This window comes from Pseudomonas sp. B2021 (assembly GCF_018135665.1).
In the GTDB taxonomy this organism is placed as follows: domain Bacteria; phylum Pseudomonadota; class Gammaproteobacteria; order Pseudomonadales; family Pseudomonadaceae; genus Aquipseudomonas; species Aquipseudomonas lactis.
In genome coordinates this window covers 5550220-5568493 of sequence record NZ_SMOF01000001.1, presented here as the reverse complement: position 1 = coordinate 5568493, position 18274 = coordinate 5550220, and the positions used below count along the sequence as shown (strand labels likewise).

The window sequence follows — 18274 nt, the reverse complement described above, 5'->3', positions numbered from 1 at the left end:
AGTTAGCGCTGTCTCGGTGGAGAAAGCCTGTTGCAGGGTTGGCAATGATCACGACGCCGCTTGCCAGTCGTCGTTGATACACCGCCCGTTGGCCACGCATTGCCAGCCGCCTGCGGCGTCATTGAGTTGCTGCGCGGCGTGCTGCACATCCTCGCGTGTGCGCTGTTGAATCAACTGTTGAAGCTGATCCAGATAACGCGACGAATGACCTGCCAAGTGCGCATGCCAGAGCAACTCGGCAGCCTGGTTGACGGGTAGCGCCTGGGCCGCGAACTGCTGCGCAAGGGCCTGGTTACCCAAGTCGGGGCAGCGCTCGATCAACGACGGCAGTTGTTCGAGGAAGGCCTGCAACTGTTCGACGATGCCGTCCAGGGAAGTGCTGGGCGATTGCACCCCAAACAGCAGGCCGGTTTGGCCGTTGATTTGTCGGATGCCACTGAACACGGCGTAGCCGATTTGCAGTTCGACTCTCAAGCGCTGGTAGAACGGCCCTTGCAGCACGTGCCCGAGTAACCGCCAGTTGGCTTCATCGGCGAGGGTTTGCGCAGGCGTTGGGCAAAATAGCAGTAGCGCCGCCTCGCTGGATTCGGTGTTGACTGCGTGCCAGCGCTTTTGTCCGTCAAGGGCCTGAGGTGTGAAAGGCAGAGTTGCCGGTTGCCCAGGCAACCGGGCCGCTGCGGCTTTGATCGCCGCTTCACAGCTGGCGGGCAAGCCTGTGACCAGCCCCTGCCAGCGTGCTGTGGCCCAGGACGCTGTCGTCCCCTGAGGCTCGGGTTGAACACCGGCACAGCAAGTAGGCAACGCCTTGAGCAGTTCCCGGATGGCGATCATCGGCGCGGGAGCGGGCGACGGTTCATCCGAGCCACTCAGGCACCGCGCCAACGCTTCGAGCACCGCCGGCATGGGCTCGTGGAGGCCGTGCATCTTCACCTGCCAGTCAGTGGCGATCGTTTCGCAAGACAACTCGACGCCCGCCTGCCGTGCCTGTTCGCACAACGGCCGCAACAGGCTTTCCAGCCCGGTGGGTACCGCCGAGTCAAACCGCCAGTGCAGGTACAGCGCACCTTCGCCCGTGTCATCCGCCAACGCCTGGCTGAAGGTCAGCGCCGACAGCTCCCGTCGGCCCCGTGAGCGATCCTGGGCAAAGGTACGCAAGCCACGATGGGCGCTGGTTTGGCCGCGAATCAGGCCGGCGCGTTCTTCCTTGGCGGGCGCACGAAGCAAAGGATTGTTAGGCGGCAGTTGCCAAGGGTGCCGGGAGGCGGGCAGGTGCAGTGAATCGAGCATGGCCTTGAGGGCAGCGGCGCCTTGTTCCGACAGATCGTGGGCGTCGTTGCGCGCCAAGGCCAGGGCGCCTTGGACCTGTTGCTGGCGAGCATTGAGCAAGGCGAATTCTTCGCGTAACGCTGTCCAGTCGCTGTGTGCGAAGAAGCTCAGCCAGTCGTGCAGTAACTCTTCGATCTGCGTGGCCGGTTCGCGCTCGCTGCCGAGAGTGAAGTGGATATCCAGCACGGCTTGATCCGCAAACTGGTACAGCACGGACGCCTGCAGCGCGGTGGCCAGTCGTCGAGCTTGCAGTTCGGCGAGCAACCCGCCGGGGGCCGAGGCGTTGAGCCAGGTGCAGAGAAACGCCAACGCTTCCCGTGGTGCGTCACAGGTAATGACCTGATGCAGGTGGCGATCGGCGGCGTGTTGATAGCAGCGTGCGGAGCCTTGCATCAAGGCCGGTGGAGCGGCCTGCGGGTGCAATGGCCCGGGTGTCAGTTGGTCACTGAACTGCTGGGCCATGGCCTGCAGGTCGGTCAGCGATTGTGGGCCGGCAAGGCTCAAAGTCATCTGCCCGCTTTGATAAAAGTGTGCGTGGAACCCGCGCAAGGCTTGCTGAAAGGCCTCGCTTTCCACCGGCAGGCTGTCGCGGTTGCCGGCATGAAAACCGCGCAACGGATGATCTGCTGCCAAGCCTTGCAGCAGCGCCACTTGTTGTTGGGCCTTGGCATCCTGGGACCAGGCGATGAACTCCGCGTCGAGCACTTCGCGCTCACGCTGTTGATCGTCGAGGGCCAGGCGTGGGTGAGTCAGCATATCCGCCAACCGCATCAGCCCGTCTGTAAAAACCGGCACCGGCAGTTCAAAGAAAAACTCGGTGGTGCGCTCACGGGTGCTGGCATTGACCTGCCCACCGTGTCGTTGCACGTAGGCCATCAGCCCTTCGCCGGCTGGAAAGCGCTCGGTACCGAGAAACAGCAAGTGCTCAAGAAAATGCGCCAGCCCAGGCCAAGCCAATGGCACGTCATGGCTGCCGGCAGCCACCTGTAAAACGGCGGCGCAGCGCTTCAAGCGTGGCGCATGGCGCAGGCAGACCCGCAGGCCATTGGCGAGGGTCAGGTGAACGGGATGAGGGTGAACCGGCGCAGGCATGGGCACTTCCGAGGCGTGGGAAGTGCCTATGCTAGCAAACCCAATGGGTCAGGGCTTGTGCAGCGCGCCGTAGAGTTCGGCGCGACGGTCTTGTAGGTAGTGGTTGGCGGCGCGGGCATCGAAGATCGATTGGCGCTCCAGGGTGCCGACGATCAAGGCTTCATCCAGGCCGGCCTGGGCAATTCGCTGGCCGTCCGGCGCGGCAATGCTGCTTTGCCCGCAGTAGTGAATCTCGTCTTCGTGGCCGCAGTAGTTGGCATAGGCCACAAAACACTGGTTTTCAAAGGCTCGCGCCCGCACGGTGACGTCGGCAACAAAGTCGAACGGCACCATATTGGCGGTGGGCACCAGGATCAGTTCGGCACCGGCCAGGGCCAGGCGCCGGGTGTTTTCCGGAAATTCCAGGTCGTAGCAAATCAGCATGCCCACCTTCCACCCGTTCAACTCCACCACCGGGAAATCATCGGGGCCGGCGCTGAACATCGAGTGGTCAAGGTCGCCAAACAGGTGGGTCTTACGGTAGTTGCACAGGCGCTTGCCGTGGGCGTCAATCAACTGCACGGCGTTGTAGATCTGGCCGTCCTCGGCCCGCTCCGGGTAGCCATACAGAATCGCCAGCCCGGCACCTTGCGCCAGTTCGGCAATTGCCTGCGCCGACGGCCCGTCCTGTGCCTCGGCCAGTGCGCTAACGGCTTCGGCGCCAATGTTATAGCCGCTGAGAAACATCTCTGGCAGCACCAGCACATCGGCGCCGTGTGCTTCATGGGCCAACTGGTGCAGGCGCTGCAGGTTAGCGGCCACATCCAGCGGCAGCGGCGGGCATTGGTACAAGGCGACACGCATGCTCAACTCCTTATTCTGCCAGGGCGATGGGCCCAATTTCATCGAACACGTCGCCCGGGCCTGGGTTCTGCGGGTGGGTGCTGCCACCGAAGTGGTTCATGATGCCCCACACCGCGTTGAGCGAGGTTTGTACCGCGCCTTCGACCCAGGCGGGCGTCCACGATACATCATCACCCGCGATGAAGATCCCGCGTTGTTCGGCGGGCATATCCTTTTGCATGAAGTGCGCATACATCCGCTGGTTATAGCGATAGTGACCGGGCAAGGCACCTTTGAAAGCCCCGAGGAAATGCGGGTCGGCTTCCCAGGACACGGTGATCGGGTCGCCGATGATGCGCGCCTTGATGTCGACCTTGGGGTAGATCTTCTTCAGTGCATCGAGGGCCAGTTTCACCCGCTTGTCGATGGGCTGGGGCAGCATCTTCAGCGCATCGCTCATCCACGAGTAGGACAGGCAGATCACCCCCGGCTTGTCGTCACCGTTATCGAACAGGTAGGTGCCTCGGGTCAGGCGGTCGGTGAGGGTCATGCTCATCAAGTCGCGACCAGTTTGCGGGTCTTTGTCTTTCCAGAATGGGCGGTCAACCATCACGAAGGTTTTCGATGACTGCATGTAGCGAGTGCGGTCCAGGGCCATCCACATTTTTTGCGAGAACAGGGTTTCGTCGCATTCGATCTGGGTGGTCAGCAGCCAGCTTTGGCAGGTGGTCAGCACCGCCGCGTATTCACGGGTGTCGCCGTAGTTGTCGGTAACGGCGAAACGGCCATCGGCGGCGTGGGCAATGCGCTTCACGCCGGCCCGTGGCGCACCTCTATGCAGCGAGCTCAGGCTGGTACCGGCCGGCCAGTGGGCGCAGCGTTCCGGCACATGGCGCCAGATGCCCATGGGCACTTGGGCCACGCCACCGACGATCAGGTGTTGATGATCATCGCAGTTGGTCATCACCACGCGGAAGATTTCCAGCATCGAGTTGGGGAAGTCCGAGTCCCAGCCGCCGGTGCCGAAACCGACCTGGCCAAACACCTCACGGTGGTGGAACGACAACTTGGCGAAGGCCTTGGAGGTGGCGACGAAGTCGTAGAAGGTACGGTCATCCCACAGCGGCACGAGCTTGTTCCACAGTTCCTTGAGCCGTGGCACGTCGCGGTCGCGGATTGCCTGCTGGATATCGCCGAACTGTGAACCGGCTTCCAGGGCGTCGGCCCAGGCATCGGCCACTTCCTGGAACAGTGCAGGTAAATCGGCGAGTTTTTGCGCGTAGTGGGTCTGGCCTTCCAGATCGATCACGGTGCTGCCGGACGCCGGTGTCAGCGGGTTGGGAAAGGGCTTGGTCTCCAGTCCCAGCTTGTCCACGTAATGGTAGAACGCGGTGGACGACACCGGGAACCGCATGCCGCCCAGCTCGGCGATGATGCCTTCGGCGCCTTCAAAGGCCTGCGAGCGCAAGCGGCCACCCATCTTCGAGGCTTCATACACAACGGGCTTGAGCCCGAGCTTCATCAGCTCGTAGGCCGCAACCAGGCCCGCGATCCCGGCTCCCACAATTGCCACTTCGGCGCCGTGATTAACCGCAGGAATACTGCCCAGCCCGGCGGGGTGTTCGATCCAGTCATCAAAGGCAAACGGGAAATCCGGGCCGAAGATAGTGATGGGTTTCTTGCCGTCGCCCGGGTGGCGATTAGGCTTGCTGAGGGTGCTGGACGGAATGCTCATGGCTGACCTTACTGACGGCTCGGCGGGAGGAGGGCCCGTTGAGTATAGGAAAAGATGGCAGCCAGTTTAGGGAGCGTTGCGCTCGTTAATAAGACGCAATGTGTCGTCGTATTGCGCTGGTTTTAGTCAATATGACGCAGGTAGTGATCAGATTGGTTGTCCGCGATCCAATTTGTTACTGAGGATGATCGAGGTGGTGGTTTTTTCCACGCCGTCAACACTGCCGATCTGGTCCAGCAATTGGTCCAGTTGCTCTGGCGAATCGGTGCGCAGCCAAGCCACGTAATCGAACTCTCCACTTACCGCGCACAACTGCTGCACTTGCGCCATGGTGCTCAGCCTGCGCAACACCTCTTTGCCCGAACGGGGTTGCACGGTAATGCCCACATAAGCATGCAACCCCCCATCCGCAACGCGCTGGCCCAGGCGCACGCCGTAACCGGTGATGACCTGGGTTTTCTCCAGGCGGGCCAGACGCGACGTGACGGTGGTGCGCGCGATGCCCAACTGCCTGGCGAGCATGGCCACGCTTTCACGGGCGTTGAGCTGCAGGGCGGCGATCAGTTGGCGGTCGATTTCGTCTAGGGCGGGCAAGGGGGGGGCTCCAGTGCGGGGGCAATGAGCAAGCATGGTACAGGCTTGGCCTGGCTGAAAGAACCGTGATGCCAGATACGCAAAAGCCGCGCAATGCGCGGCTTTTTTTGTGTGGTGGGCCCAGTAGGACTCGAACCTACGACCAAGGGATTATGAGTCCCCTGCTCTAACCAACTGAGCTATAGGCCCTCAGTAGGTCGCGGATTATAGCGATGGTTTGTTCACTGTGCCATCCGAAAAATCCTTGTGCCGTGTACGAAGGAAGCTGGCGGCAAAAAGCTCCGGCGGGAGGGGCAGGCTGACGATGTAGCCTTGCATCTGTTCACACCCCTCGCTTGCGAGGAATGCTTGTTGCGCCGGAGTCTCCACGCCTTCGGCGATGATGGTGAATTGCATGCTGTGGCCGAGGGCGATGATGGCGCGCACGATGGCTGCATCGTGAGGGTCGTCGGGCAAGCCGCGCACGAAGGATTGGTCGATTTTGAGGAAGTCCAGGGGCAGGCGTTTGAGGTAGCTGAGGGACGAGTAGCCGGTGCCGAAATCATCGATCGCCAATTGGACGCCTAGGCGCTTGAGTTGGTGCAACACCGCCAGTGCTTCTTCGGCTTGGCTCATGATGAAGTTTTCGGTGATTTCCAGTTGCAGGCAGCCGGGTTCGAGGCGGTAATCGCGCAGCAGTTGTTCGATACGTGACAGCAGGTTGGGGTGACGCAGTTGCGCGCCTGCGAGGTTGACCGACAGGGGGCCGAAGTCCTCGAAAGCCGTTTGCCAGGCGTGCAGCTGTCGGCAGGCCTGTTCCAGTACCCAGTCGCCGATTTGCAGGATCATGCCGTTCTCTTCGGCCAGGGCAATAAAGTGCTCGGGCGGGACCTCGCCCAGAGTCGGGTGATGCCAGCGGATCAAGGCTTCGGCGCCGATCAGTTGCTGGGTGACCAGGCTGCGTTTGGGTTGGTAATACAGGCTCAATTCTTCACGCTCGATGGCGCGGCGCAGTTCGTGCTCCAGCGCTACGCGTTCATTGGCTTGGGCAGTCAGGTCGCGGGTATAGCGCTCGACCCGGTTACGCCCCTTGGCCTTGGAGCGATACATTGCGGCGTCGGCATTTTTGACCAGGGTGGCGACGTCGGTACCGTCTTGCGGATACAGGCTGGTGCCGATACTGGCGCTGATAAAAAACTCATGCTCGCCGGCTTGGAATGGCGGGGTAAAACAGTCGAGCAGTTTGTTCGCCAAGTGCTGGGCGTCGCTGGCCTGTTGCAAGCCGGGCAACAGGATAATGAATTCGTCGCCGCCCAAGCGAGCAACGGTGTCCACGTCCCGCAACTGCTCCTTGAGGCGTACGGCGATGTCTTTGAGCAGCAGGTCGCCGACCGGGTGGCCGAGGCTGTCGTTGATGTGTTTGAAGCGATCAAGGTCGAGAAACAACACCGCGCCCTGTTTACCACTTTCCTGCTGGCCGTTGAGGGCGGCCTGCAACCGGTTTTCAAACAGGGTGCGGTTGGGCAGGCCGGTCAATGGGTCGTGGTGGGCCTGATAATCCAGGCGTGCCTGGGCCAGCTTGAGGCTGGAGATGTCGGCGAACACGGCAACGAAGTGCGTGACCAATTGCTCGCGGTTACGCACGGCGCTGATGGTCAGCCAGCTCGGATACACCTCGCCGTTCTTGCGGCGGTTGGAGATCTCTCCTTGCCAATGACCGTGGGCCGTCAACTGGTGCCACATCGCCGCATAGAACGCGCTGTCATGCAGGCCGGAGGCGAGCAGGCGCGGGGTATGACCAAGGGCTTCAACCTCGCTGTAGCCGGTTATCTCAGTGAAGGCGCGGTTGACGGCGCTGATGTTCTGCCGTGTGTCGGTGATCAAGACGCCTTCGGCGGTGCTTTCGAACACCGTGGCGGCCTGCTGCAGTTTTTCCTGCATCAACTGGCGTTCGGTGATGTCCCGGGCGATGGTCAGCATGCAATCTTCGTCGCCAATCGGCAGTGGGCGGCTGGACACTTCGCACAGGCGAATCTGGCCGTCGGCACGACGGATATGACAGATGAAATCGCGCACAAAACCGTCGCGCTGCATCAACTCCAGCATGTGTTTGCGTTCGTTGAGGTCGACCCAGATGCCTAGGTCCAGGGTTGATTGGTCAAGTGAGGAGGCGCTGGTGAAACCGGTCAGGTGGCTGAAACCTTCGTTCACTTCAATCAGCAGGCCATCTCTTTGGCGACTCAGTAGTAAACCGTCGGGGGAAGCATGGAATGCCTTGGCGAATTTCTCTTCGGAGGTTTGCAGCTGCTGTTGGGTTTCCTTGAGCTCGGTGATATCGCGCACCACCACCACCAGGGCTTCAGTGGTATCGAGTTGGAACGGCTCAGCTGAGATCAGCCCGGTAAATGCCTGACCATTGCTGCGCAGAAAGGACATTTCCAGGTTACGGATACTGGTGGTCTGTACCCGCTGCAGCAAATCCGGACCGACGCCCTGAATGCCCCATATATTCAGATCTGAGGCGGTTTTGCCTACCACCTCGTCGGCGCGCAGCCCAATCTGGTCCTCGAATGCCTTGTTGACCTCCAGCAGGCAGCCATCAGACAACTGGGCAATCACCAGGATGTCTGGGCACTGCTGAAACACCGAGGCAAATTTCTGCTCGGACAGTTGCAGGGCTTCCTCGGTGCGCTTGGCTTCGCTGATGTCGATCATCAGGCCGCGCAGCACTGGCTCGTGGCCGTGTTCGATCAGGCTGACAATGTCACGTACCCACAGACAGCGGCCATCAGCGGTGATGACCCGGTAATCAATGCTGTGATCACGGTTAGCGCGAGTTTCCCGATAGCAATAGGCCTCGGCGCGGGTCAGGTCGGCGGGGTGGATGATGTTGCGCCAGAAGCCTGGAATCAGCCAATGGGCGCGGGGATAACCGAGCAGGTCTTCGGCATGGGGCGACACATAGCTGTAGGTGAAATCGCTGATGCTTGCTTCCCAGGCGATGGCGGACAAGCTCTCCACCAGGCCGCGATAGTGGTATTCGCTGCTTCGCAGTTCTTGCTCAAGGGCGACCCGGCGGGAAATTTCCGAGCTGAGCCGGCGATTGATCCGAATCACGATTGCCAGCACCGTACTCAATAGCAGCACCGCTGGCAGGCCGTACGTGAGCAAGTCAGCCCAGAAGGTGCGGTGATCGGTGAAGCTGCCGACCCAGTGTTGCTGGATCGCATCCGTTTCGGCTGAGCTGAGGTCGGCGAGGACTTTGTCCAGGATGCCCACCAGGATTTTCTCATCCCGCGGTACGCCCATCGCCAGTTGGTAGCGATAGGGTGTTTCGCCGCTGACGTACAGGCCGTCGAGCTTGAGTTGGCGCAGGCTCCAGACGCTGGAGGCGAGGTCGCCGACCACGGCATCCACTTCATCGGTGGCCAGGGCTTGCAGCGTCGAACTGACGTTGGGCATCGCCACCAAATTCAGGTCCGGATGGTGGGTACGCAGCAGTTCATGGGGCGCGTAGTTTTCCACCACGGCAATTTTCAGGCCGTACAAATCCTTGAGGCTGCGTGGTTTCGCGCCGCCTTCATGGGCCAGGATGACGATGGGAAAGTCGAGATAGGGGCGTGTGAAGGCCAGGAAGTTTTGGCGTTCGGGGGTGGACATGATGCCAGGCAGCAGGTCGAGCTGATTATTGCGGGCTTGTTCAAGCACCGCGGTCCAGTTAACGGGTTCGATCAGTTTGATTCGAACGCCCAGACGGTCCTGGAGTAGGCGTACGTAATCGGCAGCCAAGCCCTGATATCGGCCATTTTCATCGCGATATTCAAAAGGTGGCCAAGACGCATCCACGCCTAGGCGCAGCTCCTGATGGTCCGCCAACCAGCTACGCTCATCATCCGTAAGAGTCAACGCGCCAGCCGTTGCGGTCCAGGTCAGCAGCGACAGCAGTATCACGGTCGGCAATCTGGGCATAACGGTCTCGTTATGGCACGGGGAATGTCTCGAGTGTAGACGGGCATTGCGAGGGCGGGGTGGTGCGGGGCAGTTAATCTGTGGAAAGCGGTCGGTAGAAAGCAAAACCCCCGGCCTGGGCCGGGGGTTCTGGTATCACTCGTCGAGGAAGGAGCGCAGATGCTCGCTTCGCGTCGGGTGGCGCAACTTGCGCAGCGCCTTGGCTTCGATCTGACGGATCCGCTCACGGGTCACGTCAAACTGCTTACCGACTTCCTCAAGGGTGTGGTCGGTATTCATGTCGATGCCGAAACGCATGCGCAGTACCTTGGCTTCACGGGCAGTGAGGCCGGACAGTACGTCGCGAGTCGCTTCTTTCAAGCTCTCAACAGTGGCGACATCGATTGGCGACTGCATGGTCGAGTCTTCGATGAAGTCACCCAGATGGGAGTCTTCGTCATCACCAATCGGCGTTTCCATGGAGATCGGCTCTTTAGCGATCTTCAATACCTTGCGGATTTTATCCTCAGGCATTTCCATGCGTTCGCCCAGCTCTTCCGGGGTCGGTTCGCGACCCATTTCCTGCAACATCTGCCGGGAAATACGGTTGAGCTTGTTGATGGTCTCGATCATGTGCACCGGAATACGGATGGTGCGGGCCTGGTCGGCGATCGAGCGAGTGATCGCCTGACGGATCCACCAGGTGGCATAAGTCGAGAACTTGTAGCCGCGACGGTATTCGAACTTGTCCACCGCCTTCATCAAGCCGATGTTGCCTTCCTGGATCAGATCAAGGAATTGCAGGCCACGGTTGGTGTACTTCTTGGCGATGGAGATCACCAGACGCAAGTTCGCTTCAACCATCTCTTTCTTCGCGCGGCGGGCCTTGGCCTCGCCGATCGACATGCGACGGTTGATGTCTTTGATTTCTGCAATCGTCAGGCCGGTTTCGGTTTCAAGCGCGGTCAGCTTCTGCTGGCAACGGATGATATCGGGCTGCAGGCGGCCGATGGCTTCGGCGTATTTCGCCTTGCCCTTGGCCAGTGCGTCGCTCCAGCTTTCGTCAACTTCGTTGCCCGGGAACTGGCGCAGGAAATCGGTACGCGGCATGCGCGCATCACGCACACAGAGCTGCATGATCGCACGCTCTTGGGCACGCAGACGCTCAAGGGCGCTGCGAACACGCTCAACTAGGCCTTCGAATTGCTTGGGCACCAGCTTGATCGGCATGAACAGCTCAGCCAGGGCCACCAGCTCGGCAATCGCCTGCTTGTTGCCACGACCGTGCTTTTTCAGGGCCTTGCGGGTGATTTCCATTTGATCGGAAACCGCACCGAAGCGCTGGGCAGCGATGACCGGGTCTGGACCGCTTTCGGCTTCTTCTTCGTCGTCGCTGCTTTCAGCTTCGTCGTCGTCGGTGTCGTCGTCCGCTTTTGCGGCTTTCGCATCAACAGGCGGCGGCACTTCGGCGGCAGGCGGCGCAATGCCGTCGTCCGGGTCGATATAACCGCTCAGGACGTCGGACAGGCGGCCACCTTCGGTGGTGACGCGGGTGTACTCGGAGAGAATGTGGTCAACCGTGCCAGGGAAGTGCGCAATGGCGCCCATCACTTCGCGGATGCCCTCTTCGATACGCTTGGCGATTTCGATTTCGCCTTCGCGTGTCAGCAGCTCGACGGTACCCATTTCGCGCATATACATGCGCACCGGGTCTGTCGTGCGGCCGATATCGGTCTCTACTGCAGCCAGCGCGGCAGCAGCTTCCTCAGCGGCGGCCTCGTCGGTATCAGCGTCGGCCAGCATAAGGGAATCCTTATCTGGCGCGACTTCGAATACGTTGATCCCCATGTCGTTAATCATGCGGATGATGTCTTCCACCTGCTCAGGATCTGAAATATCCTCAGGCAGGTGGTCGTTGACCTCCGCGTAAGTCAGGTAACCCTGCTCACGACCAAGAAGTATCAACTCTTTGATACGAGACTGCTGTTGCGCTTTTCCGGACATAACACCCTATCCACTGAAGGTCTTGGCGGGCAAAAAACAAGCCGAGGATTATACCCGAGCTATGACCTCACACGCCAGCTGAGGTCGGGTTTGATGCGTAAACATTCTGTTTTAAGAGGTCGCGCATCTGTTTTGCTATCTGAATTTGCTCTTCAGCCGATAATCCCGGCTGCCTCGCTCTCTTGATAAGTTCGTCGAGGGTCTGAGTGTGTTGACCCGCGGATAACCTATTAATGGTGTCTAAAAACTGTTGTTCAAGGTTGTCGCCGTCAATTAGCCACTCCTTTTCCGCCAGTGCCCGCAATAAACGGCCCTGTTCCGTGCCATGCCAGCGAGCCATCAACTGAATTGAGTTTAGCTTAGGGTTTTTCTGCACGGCTTCGATCAGTGCGATAAGCACCTGAGCGTAGGTGTTGCTCTCGTTGGCAAAGTGGTCGGCACTTTCAACCTTGCCGGCCAATTGCGGGTGGTGAATCAGTGTGCGCAGTGCAATCAGTGTGGGGGCTTCCACCGCTACGGGTGTGCGTGGCGCGTAGGCTTCATCGCGATCACCGCGTTTGCCGTTTTTGCTCCAGGGCTTTTTGTCCCACTTCTTGCCGCCGGCGCCCGGCTTCTTCGGCGTCCATTCCTGCTGGGGCGCGAAGGCCTCCTGAGGTTGGTGAAAGTCAGCGTAGTCCGGCATGGCGTCGTAATCCATGCCGGGGTCGTAGGTTGGCGGTGCATCCTGTGGTGCGCTGTGCACCAGCTGGCTCACGGCTTCGCCGCTCAAGCCAGTGATCTCCAGCAGACGCTGACGCATCAGTGTGCGCAAGTTGGCGCCCGGGACCTTGTCGATCAGCGGCGCCGCGAGGGTGGCCATGTGGGCCTTGCCTTCGAGGGAGCGCGGGTCGGCCTCTTCGGTCAGTTGCTGAAAAAAATAATCCGCAAGCGGCTGCCCATGTTGATTGATGCGTGCACGGAACGCGTCGGTACCTTCCGAACGCACCAGGGTGTCCGGGTCTTCGCCTTCGGGCAGGAACAGGAAGCGAGCGCGGCGCCCATCCTGCAGGCTCGACAGCGTGGCTTCGAGCGCGCGCCAGGCGGCGTTGCGGCCAGCTTGGTCGCCATCGAAGCAAAACAGCACGCTGGGCACGACGCGAAACAGGCGCTTCAAATGTTCTTCGCTGGTGGCGGTGCCGAGGGTGGCGACCGCGTTGCGCAGGCCTTGTTGGGCCAGGGCGATCACGTCCATATAGCCTTCAACCACGATGATCTCGTCGAGGTTGCGGTTGTTCTTGCGCGCTTCGAACAGGCCGTAGAGTTCCTGGCCCTTGTGGAATACCGGGGTTTCCGGGGAGTTCAGGTACTTGGGCTTGTCGTCTCCAAGCACGCGGCCACCAAAGGCGATGATACGGCCACGGCTGTCGCGGATCGGGAACATCACGCGGTCGCGGAAGCGGTCATAGCGCTTGCCGGTCTCGGCGTTTTCCACCAGCAGGCCGGCATCGATCATGGCCTTTTGCTGGAGGGTGTCGCTGCTCAGGTGCTTATACAGGTTGTCCCAGCCCGGCGGGGCGAAGCCGAGACCGAAGTCCCGAGCGATTTCGCCGGTGAGGCCGCGCCCTTTGAGGTAGTCGACAGCGGCCTTGCGCTGCGGATGGCTCTTGAGTGCCTGGCGGTAAAAGTCGGCAGCGGCGGTCAGTAGCGGATACAGCGGCGAATCGGTGGGTTGCCGGGGTTTGTGCGGGCGACCACTTTCTTCGCGGGGCACTTCCATGCCGGCGGCTTTCGCCAGGTCCTCGACAGCTTGGGGGAAATCCAGGTTGTCGTGGTCCATCAGGAAGCCCAGGGCATTCCCGCCCGCGCCGCAACCGAAGCAGTAATAAAACTGTTTGTCGGGGCTGACGCTGAACGATGGGGTTTTTTCTTTATGGAACGGGCAGCAGGCGGTGTAGTTTTTGCCGGCTTTTTTCAGCTGTACGCGTGAGCTGACAACATCGACGATGTCGGTGCGGTTCAGAAGGTCGTCAATAAAGCTCTGGGGAATCAGCCCGGCCATGGCGTTCTCGTCATCACTGCGTGTAAATGAGGGCCCGTGACGTGTTCAAGCGCACGTATGGAGTGCTCGATCATCATCGTCTGCATGGGTCATCAGGAAGTGTATCTGCCGAATATTCACTGAGGGTAGTTTCTGATCAGTCTTCGGCATGGAAATGTTGCCCGGGCGTCCGGTCTTGGCCAATGGCGGCCTCGGAAACGCATCGATGGGCACAGCCGACACGGTTGATCGTCTGTTTGAAGAATAGGTGTGCTCGTCAGTAGCCTTGTTAGGCTCGTCAGAAGAGACGTGCACCGCTGGCAAAAGAGCCAGCCCTGACGTGTGAAGCAGTGTCTCGGTCGCATGTGCGGCGTCGACGGTGAAGCATCAAGCGATATCCGCAAATGCCAACAGCCCGGCTGAGGGCCGGGCTTGGCAGAAGCTTGCTACGAACGTCTGTGTATTAGTACAGACGAACGGCGCGGCGCTGTTCGCGCTGAACTTTCTTAGCGTGACGCTTAACAGCGGCTGCTGCTTTGCGCTTACGCTCAGAAGTTGGCTTCTCATAAAATTCGCGGCTACGAACTTCAGCCAGAACACCGGCTTTTTCGCAGGAGCGCTTGAAACGACGCAGAGCTACGTCGAAGGGTTCGTTCTCTTTTACTTTGACGGCTGGCATCCAGAGCTACCTTCTTTCATTACCGGGAATCAACGTTCTCGTCGCAAAAAATTCGCGGCTGAGGTCGTCGGTTTTTAAGGGTTGCGGATGTTAACCCCTCATTGCCCGGAATGCAAAGCCTCTGATCGAAAACCGCTAGTCGGGAGGGGGAGTGGCGACTATTATGCGCGCCTTCGAATTCAGCCTCTACAAGGCGCAAACCCATGCTAGTACTGGGACTTGAAACCTCCTGCGACGAAACCGGAGTCGCACTATACGACAGTGAACGCGGGCTTTTGGCCGATGCACTGTTCAGTCAGATCGACCTGCATCGCGCCTATGGCGGCGTGGTGCCGGAGCTTGCCAGCCGCGATCACGTCAAGCGCATGCTGCCGCTGATCCGCCAGGTGCTGGATGAGGCCGGCTGTGTGGCAACCGAGATCGATGCCATCGCCTACACGGCAGGGCCCGGATTGGTCGGAGCCCTGCTAGTTGGGGCTTCTTGCGCCCAGGCGCTGGCCTTTGCCTGGGGTATTCCTGCCCTTGGCGTGCACCATATGGAAGGCCATTTATTGGCACCCATGCTGGAAAAAACACCGCCAGAGTTCCCGTTCGTCGCTTTGTTGGTTTCGGGGGGGCATACGCAGCTGGTTCAGGTGGATGGGATCGGCCAATACACGCTGTTAGGCGAGTCGCTGGACGATGCTGCCGGCGAAGCGTTCGACAAAACCGCGAAGATGATGGGGCTTAATTATCCTGGCGGTCCGGAAATCGCCCGCCTGGCCGAGAACGGCGTTGCCGGTCGCTATACCTTCCCGCGGCCGATGTGTGATCGTCCTGGCTTGATGTTCAGTTTCAGCGGCTTGAAAACCTCTGCCTTGAACACCTGGCAGCAGAGCGTCAGCGCCGGGGACGACGGCCAACAAGCCCGTTGCGACATCGCGCTGGCGTTCCAGCAGGCTGTGGTGGAGACTTTGACCATCAAGTGCAAGCGCGCCCTGAAACAGGCGGGCATGAAGCGGCTGGTGATCGCAGGCGGCGTCAGCGCCAACAAGGCGTTGCGCAGTTCCCTGGAAAAAATGCTCGGCGATATGAATGGCAATGTGTTCTACGCACGCCCTGAGTTCTGCACTGACAACGGCGCAATGATCGCCTACGCCGGTTGCCAGCGCTTGCAGGCCGGGCAGCACGAAAGCCTGGCGATCAGCGTGCAGGCGCGCTGGCCGATGGAGCAATTGCCGCCGTTGTAGGGTTCAAGGGCGCCGGGCCCAGGCGGGGTATTTAAAAATGCCGTTCGCGCCCGGCAAAGAGGTCGCGTAGATTGCCGCGGTGGCGCCAGACGATCAGCAGTGTCAGTACGCTCATCGGCACCAGTGCTTGCGGTTCCTGCCAGGCCAGCAACGGTAGGGTCAGTGGCGTAGCAATCAGCGCGGCCAGCGAGCTGGTGCGGGTCAGGTAGAACGTCAGCAGCCAGGCGAGCATGGCCAGTAACGCCGCCGGTGGGTATATGCCCAGCAGCATGCCGGCCGCCGTGGCGACGCCCTTGCCGCCGCGAAAGCGGAAGTACAACGGGAACAGGTGGCCCAAGACGGCACATAGGCCCACCCAGGCTTGCTGTTGCAAGCTAAGGCCGACGAGGCTGGCGATCAGCACGGGCAGCAGGCCCTTGCACAGGTCGCCCAGCAAGGTCAGGACGGCGAGTTTCTTGCCGGCCAGGCGCAACATATTGGTGGCCCCGGCATTGCCTGAGCCACTCATTCGCGGATCGGGATTTCCCGTCAAGCGGCTGAGCAAAATGGCGAAGGACAGCGAGCCGAGCAGGTAGGCGAGAATCGCCAGTGACCAAAACATGCTAACTATTCCGGGCGAGGACGCCCTGATTCTAACGGGGCATCGCGCCCTTGTCGTGCTGCGGAGAAAAGTGCTTGGACAGAGTGTTTATCGAAGGCCTGGAAGTCGACACCGTGATCGGGGCTTACGACTGGGAGCGCGGAATCCGGCAATGCCTGCGCCTGGACCTTAGCTTCGCCTGGGATAATCGCCCAGCCGCGGCCGGTGATGACCTGACCCTGGCACTGGATTACGCCAGGGTGTCTGCGCGTATCCAGGCCTTCGCCGAGCAGTCCCAGTACCAGTTGGTGGAAACCTTTGCCGAGCGCCTGGCCGAAGTGCTGATGAGTGAATTCCAGATTCCCTGGTTGCACCTCAAGTTGACCAAGCCCGGCGCGGTACCGGCTGCCAAGGGCGTGGGCGTGGAGATCGAGCGCGGATGTCGTTGACTCAGGTTTACCTCGGGCTTGGCAGCAATATCGACCGCGAGGCTCGTCTATGTGCCGGCTTGGATGCGTTGGCGGGTTTCTTGACGGATATGCGCTGTTCGGCGGTGTTCGAAAGCCAGCCGGTGGGGATCAAAAGTGGGCCGTTTTTCAATCTGGTGGTTTCGGCTTATACCGACCTGCCGTTGATGGAGTTAGATCGTCGTTTGAAATCCATCGAGGCTGACAATGGCCGCTACGCGCCAGACCGCAAAGGCCTGCCGCTGGATATCGATGTGTTGTTGTATGGCGATCTGGTGGGCGATTTTGATGGCTTGGTCCTACCGCGAGCCGAAATTCTGAAAAACGCCTTTGTGTTGTGGCCGCTGTCGATGATGGCGCCGCAGCGTATGCACCCTGAGGCCGGCAAGACGATGGCCCAGTTGTGGCGAGACGCGCAGATTGATCAGGTGCTGGCACCTGTGGCGTTCGAGTGGCAGGGGCGGCCACTCACGCCACAAGCTCTTTTGTAGGCGCCGAGCTTGCTCGCGAAGAACCTGAGGGCGCTGCGTCATCGTTGAGGTTCTTCGCGAGCAAGCTCGCTCCTACAGGGGCTTTTGCTGTTCCTTGTAGGCTTTAAGCGCTTTGAGTCGTTCGCGCTTGAGCGCCTCGCCCAGCTCGGGGCCCTTGAAACCTTTTTCCAGCAGTGGCGCGACCGGCACTTCGCGTGCAGCCTTTGCCGCTGCGCGCAAGTAATCGGCCTGTGGATAACTGCGTTGCTCAAAACCCTTGCGGCCCCGAGCGTCCATTTCGCAGGCCACCACGAACTCTTCAAAGCGTTGCGGCCGACGGTACACGTCGAAGCTTTGCAGCAACTCCAGCAATGTCGAGGGCTTGAGCTCCAGCGCACGATGCCCATGGGTATGATATTGCCCCACGAGTAAGGCCAATTCCTGGCAATCCCTCGGTACCTTGAAACGCTCATTCACCGCTTTGATCAGCTTCAGGCCGCGTTGCTCGTGGGCAATATGCTGCGGCAACTTATCCACAGGCGTCAGGCCTTTGCCCAAATCATGCAGCAGGCAGGCCCAGCGCACGCTCAGCGGTTGCTTGTGCTGGGCGGCCTGCTCCAGCACGCTCAAGGTGTGCACGCCGGTGTCTATTTCCGGGTGGTGAGCTGCGGGCTGCGGCACGCCGAACAGCGCATTCACTTCCGGCATCAAGGTTTTCAGCGCGTCGCAGTCACGCAGCACTTGAATAAATACCTGGGGTTGAGCTTCCATCAGCGCCCGTGAGATTTCCTTCCAGCTGCGCTCGGGGGTAAGGGCCTCCAACTCGCCGGACTCACTGAGTTGGCGCATTAACGCCAGCGTCTCGGGGGCGACTGTGAAGCCAAGAGGCGCATAGCGCGCGGCGAAGCGTGCAACACGCAGCACTCGGAGTGGATCTTCGGCGAACGCAGGAGAAACATGCCGCAAAATACGCGCTTCAAGGTCGCGTTGGCCATGGTAAGGGTCAGTCAGATTACCTTCGTCGTCCTCTGCCATGGCATTGATGGTCAGGTCACGCCGTATAAGGTCTTCTTCCAGTGTAACGTCGGGGCTCGCATGGAATATGAAGCCACCGTAACCCCGGCCATTCTTGCGTTCGGTGCGAGCGAGGGCGTATTCGTCACCGTTCTTCGGGTCGAGAAATACCGGGAAATCGGCGCCCACCGGTTTATAACCCTTGGCGAGCATCTCTTCGGCCGTCGCGCCAACGACGACACGGTCTATATCAGTGACCTCGATGCCCAGAAGGCGATCACGCACGGCGCCGCCGACTTTGTAGATTTTCATGAAAAA

General features: G+C 60.2%; 13 protein-coding genes and 1 tRNA gene. 3 read left to right on the top strand and 11 right to left on the bottom strand.

The features are described 5' to 3' along the window. Positions 1-48 precede the first annotated feature (48 nt). From pqqF to rpsU, 9 genes are all read right to left on the bottom strand, one after another. The gene (pqqF, locus tag E1K68_RS25190; RefSeq protein ID WP_212614786.1) at positions 49-2418 is read right to left on the bottom strand and encodes a pyrroloquinoline quinone biosynthesis protein PqqF; all 2370 of its coding nucleotides are present in this window, start codon (positions 2416-2418) and stop codon (positions 49-51) included. 48 nt (positions 2419-2466) lie between these two features. After that, entirely contained in the window at positions 2467-3261 is a 795-nt protein-coding gene (locus E1K68_RS25185; protein WP_212614785.1) for a carbon-nitrogen hydrolase family protein, read from the bottom strand. Positions 3262-3271: 10 nt separating this feature from the next. Then, positions 3272-4975, bottom strand: coding sequence for an NAD(P)/FAD-dependent oxidoreductase (locus tag E1K68_RS25180; protein WP_003194758.1), 1704 nt, complete (start codon positions 4973-4975; stop codon positions 3272-3274). A gap of 147 nt (positions 4976-5122) precedes the next feature. Then, complete coding sequence (locus E1K68_RS25175; protein WP_212614784.1) at positions 5123-5569, bottom strand: Lrp/AsnC family transcriptional regulator; 447 nt, start codon at positions 5567-5569, stop codon at positions 5123-5125. A 112-nt stretch (positions 5570-5681) separates the two neighbouring features. Then, positions 5682-5758, bottom strand: a tRNA-Ile gene (locus E1K68_RS25170). 15 nt (positions 5759-5773) lie between these two features. Further along, positions 5774-9517 (bottom strand): bifunctional diguanylate cyclase/phosphodiesterase, encoded by a 3744-nt coding sequence (locus E1K68_RS25165; protein ID WP_212614783.1) that lies wholly within the window; start codon positions 9515-9517, stop codon positions 5774-5776. Between the two features lie 135 nt (positions 9518-9652). After that, a complete protein-coding gene (rpoD, locus tag E1K68_RS25160; RefSeq protein WP_003194751.1) occupies positions 9653-11500 on the bottom strand; it encodes an RNA polymerase sigma factor RpoD in 1848 nt (615 codons plus the stop codon). A 67-nt stretch (positions 11501-11567) separates the two neighbouring features. Beyond that, entirely contained in the window at positions 11568-13538 is a 1971-nt protein-coding gene (gene dnaG, locus E1K68_RS25155; protein ID WP_212614782.1) for a DNA primase, read from the bottom strand. Between the two features lie 442 nt (positions 13539-13980). Then, positions 13981-14196: a 30S ribosomal protein S21 gene (rpsU, locus tag E1K68_RS25150; RefSeq protein ID WP_002551877.1), complete on the bottom strand. Its 216-nt coding sequence runs from the start codon at positions 14194-14196 to the stop codon at positions 13981-13983. Between the two features lie 203 nt (positions 14197-14399). Here rpsU and tsaD point away from each other — a divergent pair, with 203 nt between their 5' ends. After that, positions 14400-15425 carry a tRNA (adenosine(37)-N6)-threonylcarbamoyltransferase complex transferase subunit TsaD gene (tsaD, locus tag E1K68_RS25145; RefSeq protein ID WP_003194748.1) on the top strand — a complete coding sequence of 342 codons (1026 nt, stop codon included), beginning with the start codon at positions 14400-14402 and terminating at the stop codon, positions 15423-15425. Between the two features lie 31 nt (positions 15426-15456). Here tsaD and plsY read toward each other — a convergent pair whose 3' ends face one another. Beyond that, positions 15457-16026: a glycerol-3-phosphate 1-O-acyltransferase PlsY gene (gene plsY, locus E1K68_RS25140; RefSeq protein ID WP_212614781.1), complete on the bottom strand. Its 570-nt coding sequence runs from the start codon at positions 16024-16026 to the stop codon at positions 15457-15459. Between the two features lie 74 nt (positions 16027-16100). Between plsY and folB the strand changes: the two genes are divergently transcribed. Further along, entirely contained in the window at positions 16101-16454 is a 354-nt protein-coding gene (gene folB / locus E1K68_RS25135; RefSeq protein WP_032895029.1) for a dihydroneopterin aldolase, read from the top strand. Continuing rightward, positions 16445-16963, top strand: a complete 519-nt coding sequence (gene folK, locus E1K68_RS25130) for a 2-amino-4-hydroxy-6-hydroxymethyldihydropteridine diphosphokinase (RefSeq protein ID WP_003194741.1) — start codon at positions 16445-16447, stop codon at positions 16961-16963. The genes folB and folK overlap by 10 nt, the downstream gene beginning before the upstream one ends. A gap of 72 nt (positions 16964-17035) precedes the next feature. On the opposite strand, the gene E1K68_RS25125 is transcribed toward folK, so the two are convergent. Next, positions 17036-18268, bottom strand: a complete 1233-nt coding sequence (locus E1K68_RS25125) for a multifunctional CCA addition/repair protein (RefSeq protein WP_034133902.1) — start codon at positions 18266-18268, stop codon at positions 17036-17038. Positions 18269-18274: the final 6 nt, after the last annotated feature.

Bases quoted from the DNA above. Each gene is read 5' to 3' on its own strand.
- tsaD (WP_003194748.1), top strand. From the start codon at position 14,400: ATGCTAGTACTGGGACTTGAAACCTCCTGCGACGAAACCGGAGTCGCA.
- E1K68_RS25185 (WP_212614785.1), bottom strand. From the start codon at position 3,261: ATGCGTGTCGCCTTGTACCAATGCCCGCCGCTGCCGCTGGATGTGGCC.
- dnaG (WP_212614782.1), bottom strand. From the start codon at position 13,538: ATGGCCGGGCTGATTCCCCAGAGCTTTATTGACGACCTTCTGAACCGC.
- plsY (WP_212614781.1), bottom strand. From the start codon at position 16,026: ATGTTTTGGTCACTGGCGATTCTCGCCTACCTGCTCGGCTCGCTGTCC.
- rpsU (WP_002551877.1), bottom strand. From the start codon at position 14,196: ATGCCAGCCGTCAAAGTAAAAGAGAACGAACCCTTCGACGTAGCTCTG.
- E1K68_RS25125 (WP_034133902.1), bottom strand. From the start codon at position 18,268: ATGAAAATCTACAAAGTCGGCGGCGCCGTGCGTGATCGCCTTCTGGGC.
- E1K68_RS25180 (WP_003194758.1), bottom strand. From the start codon at position 4,975: ATGAGCATTCCGTCCAGCACCCTCAGCAAGCCTAATCGCCACCCGGGC.
- rpoD (WP_003194751.1), bottom strand. From the start codon at position 11,500: ATGTCCGGAAAAGCGCAACAGCAGTCTCGTATCAAAGAGTTGATACTT.
- folK (WP_003194741.1), top strand. From the start codon at position 16,445: ATGTCGTTGACTCAGGTTTACCTCGGGCTTGGCAGCAATATCGACCGC.
- E1K68_RS25165 (WP_212614783.1), bottom strand. From the start codon at position 9,517: ATGCCCAGATTGCCGACCGTGATACTGCTGTCGCTGCTGACCTGGACC.
- pqqF (WP_212614786.1), bottom strand. From the start codon at position 2,418: ATGCCTGCGCCGGTTCACCCTCATCCCGTTCACCTGACCCTCGCCAAT.